We start from the raw sequence: 4,427 nt of genomic DNA on the forward strand, positions 1-4,427 counted from the left end.
TTTAATCCCCCCTAAATTTTCAAATCCCCCTTTGTTCTTGGGGTTATTTGGGGCCGCCCGGCCCCCTCAACACGCCGCCGCCCCGATTCCGGAAACAGCTTTACGGGAATGGCTTCACCAGCGATACCAGCGGCCCCTGCTCCCCGAGGCGCTCGTTCCACGCATCAGGAATCCCAGCAGCCACAGGACAATGACCACCAGCGCCACCCACCAGAGCAGCTTGATCGCGAACCCGGCGCCGAAGAGAATCAGGGCCAGCAGTAGTACCAGCAGAATGGGAACCATAATGTGTACCTCCTGCTGTCCGTGTTTCCCGAAGCAGGCGAGTCACGCTTCCTTTCGGCAGAGAATTTCTCCGTGCAGGACGGAGAACCAGCCGTCCTCCTGCCGGGCCCACTCCCGCCACGCCTCCGAAACGGCCCGCAGTTGCGCGGTGGTCGCGTGTCCGCCCTCCGTGGCGCGCTCCGCGTACGCCGAGGCCTGCGTGCGATCGGCCCACAGCCCGCCCCACCACTCCCGCTCGTCCTCGGTGGCGAAGGTCCAGGTGTCCGACGTCGCCGTGATGTCCTTGATGCCGGCCGCCAGTGCCCACGACTTGAGACGGCGGCCGGCCGCCGGTTCGCCCCCGTTGGCTCGGGCCACGCGCAGGTACAGGTCCTGCCAGTCGGTCAGGCCCGGCCCCTCGGGATACCAGGCCATCGCCGAGTAGTCCGCGTCGCGGGCGGCGATGAAACCGCCCGGCTTGGTGACCCGGTACATCTCGCGCAGCGCCTGCACCGGGTCGCCCACGTGCTGGAGCACCTGATGGGCGTGGACCACGCAGAAGGTGTCGTCCGGGAAGTCCAGGGCGTGCACGTCCGCGACCCCGAACTCGACGTTGTCCAGACCGCGTTCGGCCGCCACGGCGCGGGCCTGGTCCAGGATTCCCGGGGCGTGGTCGACGGCGGTGACGTGGCCTTCGGGGACCAGTTCCGCCAGGTCTGCGGTGATGGTGCCCGGGCCGCAGCCGATGTCCAGGATCTGCATGTGGGGCTTCAGCGAGTCGAGCAGGTAGGCGGCCGAGTTGGCGGCCGTGCGCCAGGTGTGCGAACGCAGCACGGACTCGTGGTGGCCGTGTGTGTAGACAGCGGTCTCCTGCGACTTCGACATGACCGTTTCCCCTTCGCGTCGTCTCGTCGGTTGCGCATCACCGTACGCCTGCATGTCGCATGTTGAGACCCCAGTCTTGACATGTGGACGCTGTCATGATCGGTGGCGGGCGAGGAGACCGCGTACGGCGTACGCGGCCGCCGTGCCCAGCGCCGCGCCCGCGAGGACGTCGCTCGGGAAGTGGGCGCCGGTGTAGACGCGGGACAGGGCCACGGCGGTGGCGAGCGGTACCACCGCGGTGCCCCAGCCGTGCGACTCCAGTGCCACGCCCGTGGCGAAGGCGGCGGCCGACGCGGAGTGGCCCGAGGGGAACGACGTGGTGATCGGCTGCCGCTTGAGCCGGCGGGTCAGGGGGACCGGGGCGAGGGGTGGGCGGGGGCGGCGCACCGAGCGCTTGCCCACGGTGTTGATCGTGGCGGAGGCGAGGGTGAGGGAGGCGAGGCCGGTTGCGGCGGCTCGGCGGGCGTGGGGGGTGCGGGTCGCTGTGAGTGCCGCCGCGGTGGCGAACCACAGCAGGCCGTGGTTCGCGCTGCGGCTCAGTTTGGGCAGGAAGGGGTCGCAGCCCGGCCAGTGGCGGGATGCGATGGCTTCGAAGAGGCGGGAGTCTGCTGCGAGGAAGTGGTTTCGGAGGGTGCGGTGGTTCGGGGGGCGGGTGGTGAGGTCGATGTCCGGGGTGACGGTCATGAGCTCCCCGTACCCGCCGAACCCCCGTTTCCTCGCCCCCGCCGCCCCTGCCCTCCCCCAAGCTCTCGGCTTCGCCCGAGCAGGGGGACCCCCATCATCCTCGACCCCGGGGCTCCGCCCCCAGACCCCCGGGTGGCCTTGATGTCCGCGGGTGGGTGGGGGCTGGTCGCGCAGTTCCCCGCGCCCCTAAGAGCCCCTGGCGGGGTCGAAGGGGCGGAGCCCCCGGGGGATGGGACGGGTAGGGGCGGCGGGGGCGAGGAGGGGCGGGGGGATATGCGTTTGCTCCGTGGGCCGGGGGGCCGGAGAATGCCTGCCCATGGGACATCTCGAAGCCGCGCATCTTGAGTACTACCTTCCCGACGGGAGGGCGCTGCTCGGCGATGTGTCGTTTCGGGTGGGGGAAGGGACCGTCGTCGCGCTGGTGGGCCCCAACGGAGCGGGCAAGACCACGCTGCTGCGGCTGATCTCGGGGGAGCTGAAGCCGCACGGGGGCACCGTCACCGTGACCGGCGGTCTTGGTGTGATGCGGCAGTTCGTGGGGTCCGTGAGAGACGACACGACCGTGCGCGACCTGCTCGTCTCCGTGGCGGCACCCCGCATACAGCAGGCTGCCAAGGCCGTCGACGCGGCCGAGCACGCGATGATGACCGTGGACGACGAGGCCGCCCAGCTCCGCTACGCGCAGGCACTCTCCGACTGGGCCGAGGTACGCGGGTACGAGTCCGAGACGCTCTGGGACATGTGCACGACGGCCGCGCTCGGCGTCCCGTACGAGAAGGCGCAGTGGCGCCAGGTGCGCACCCTCTCCGGAGGAGAGCAGAAGCGGCTGGTGCTGGAGGCCCTGCTGCGCGGCACCGACGAGGTACTGCTCCTCGACGAGCCCGACAACTACCTCGACGTACCGGGTAAGCGCTGGCTGGAGGAGAAGCTCAAGGAGACCCGCAAGACCGTTCTCTTCGTCTCCCACGACCGGGAGCTGCTGTCCCGCGCCGCCGAGAAGATCGTCAGCGTCGAGCCCAGCCCCACCGGCGCCGACGCATGGGTGCACGGCGGCGGCTTCGCGACGTACCACGAGGCGCGACAGGAGCGGTTCGCCCGCTTCGAGGAGCTGCGCAGGCGCTGGGACGAGAAGCACGCCCAGCTGAAGAAGCTCGTGCTGAATCTGCGGCAGGCGGCCTCCATCAGTCATGAGTTGGCGTCCCGGTACGCGGCGGCGCAGACCCGGCTGCGGAAGTTCGAGGAGGCCGGCCCGCCGCCGGAGCCGCCGCGCGAGCAGGACATCAAGATGCGTCTGCACGGCGGGCGCACCGGCGTACGGGCCATCACCTGCAAGGGACTTGAGCTCACCGGGCTGATGAACCCGTTCGACCTGGAGGTCTTCTACGGCGAGCGGGTCGCCGTGCTCGGCTCCAACGGCTCCGGCAAGTCGCACTTCCTGCGCCTGCTCGCCGGCGACACCGTCGCGCACACGGGCGAGTGGAGGCTCGGCGCGCGCGTCGTGCCCGGACACTTCGCCCAGACGCACGCCCACCCGGAGCTCCAGGGCCGCACCCTTCTCGACATCCTGTGGAGCGAGCACTCCCAGGACCGGGGCGCCGCCATGTCCCGACTGCGCCGCTATGAGCTGACCGCCCAGGCCGAGCAGCGCTTCGAGAAGCTCTCCGGCGGCCAGCAGGCACGCTTCCAGATCCTGTTGCTGGAGCTGGAGGGCTCCACGGCCCTGCTGCTGGACGAGCCCACCGACAACCTCGACCTGGAGTCGGCCGAGGCACTTCAGGAGGGCCTGGAGGCGTACGAGGGGACGGTGCTCGCGGTCACCCACGACCGCTGGTTCGCACGCTCCTTCGACCGCTATCTGGTCTTCGGCTCGGACGGCAGGATCCGGGAGACGGCGGAGCCGGTGTGGGACGAGCGGCGCGTCGAGCGGGCTCGGTAGGACTCCGGCCAGCCAGGACTCGGGCCCGCCAGGACTCGGTCCCGGCCCGGTCGTCCAGTGCTTCCCGGAGGACCGGGGGCCCGGAAGTTCGTAGAGTGGGGGGAGGACGGCTAGATCCACGGCTCCCTCCCGGACGCCGCTCGGGCGCCGCGCACGGCAGCGCCTGCCCGGCGGCTGCCCGGACCGCGCCGCAGGACACGACGAGCGGGGTACCACCATGACCGGAGTCGACCCGGACCGGCTGGACGACCAGCAGCTGATGAAAGAGCTGGAGACGATCCACCGCACCCGCCACGACACACTGCTGCACGGTTCGAACGAAGCCCTGCGGACCCACAACTTGCGCATGGCGCAGCTGGAGGGCGAGTACCTGCGCCGCCATCCGCGCCGTCCCGTCGCCGCGGGCCGTACGCGCGACGGAGCCCGGGAGCGGGGCCTCGCGGCGGAGTGCTGAACGAGCGGCGGAGTGCTGCACGACGGGGCGTGCCGAACTCGCCCGGCCCGCACACCCGTTGCGGACCGCCCCCCGCCCCCGGTCCCCGCTGTCGCCGGTGAACCGAGGCGCGCCGGGGTGAACCGAGGTGCGCCGGATGGTGTCGCATCCCGCTAGGCCCTGTCGTCAAATTCACGAACGGCCACGGGGAGGAAGACTGGGTTT

The 4,427-nt window shown here is 70.7% G+C and carries 4 protein-coding genes and 1 pseudogene; 2 read left to right on the forward strand and 3 right to left on the reverse strand.

From position 1 onward, the window contains the following. Positions 1 to 114: 114 nt before the first annotated feature. The 3 genes and pseudogenes from ACFVWD_RS52235 to ACFVWD_RS52245 form a co-directional block, all read right to left on the reverse strand. Positions 115 to 285, reverse strand: coding sequence for a hydrophobic protein (locus tag ACFVWD_RS52235; protein ID WP_168513089.1), 171 nt, complete (start codon positions 283 to 285; stop codon positions 115 to 117). Between the two features lie 42 nt (positions 286 to 327). Next, positions 328 to 1,149 carry a class I SAM-dependent methyltransferase gene (locus ACFVWD_RS52240; protein WP_389605728.1) on the reverse strand — a complete coding sequence of 274 codons (822 nt, stop codon included), beginning with the start codon at positions 1,147 to 1,149 and terminating at the stop codon, positions 328 to 330. A 111-nt stretch (positions 1,150 to 1,260) separates the two neighbouring features. Continuing rightward, a pseudogene (locus ACFVWD_RS52245) lies at positions 1,261 to 1,833 on the reverse strand (phosphatase PAP2 family protein); the annotation flags it as partial. Positions 1,834 to 2,149: 316 nt separating this feature from the next. Between ACFVWD_RS52245 and ACFVWD_RS52250 the strand changes: the two are divergent. Further along, a complete protein-coding gene (locus ACFVWD_RS52250) occupies positions 2,150 to 3,769 on the forward strand; it encodes an ABC-F family ATP-binding cassette domain-containing protein (protein WP_389605730.1) in 1,620 nt (539 codons plus the stop codon). 217 nt (positions 3,770 to 3,986) lie between these two features. Then, complete coding sequence (locus ACFVWD_RS52255; protein ID WP_389605732.1) at positions 3,987 to 4,223, forward strand: DUF6158 family protein; 237 nt, start codon at positions 3,987 to 3,989, stop codon at positions 4,221 to 4,223. Positions 4,224 to 4,427: the final 204 nt, after the last annotated feature.

Origin of the sequence: Streptomyces sp. NPDC058086 (assembly GCF_042885015.1) — a bacterium.
GTDB lineage: Bacteria > Actinomycetota > Actinomycetes > Streptomycetales > Streptomycetaceae > Streptomyces.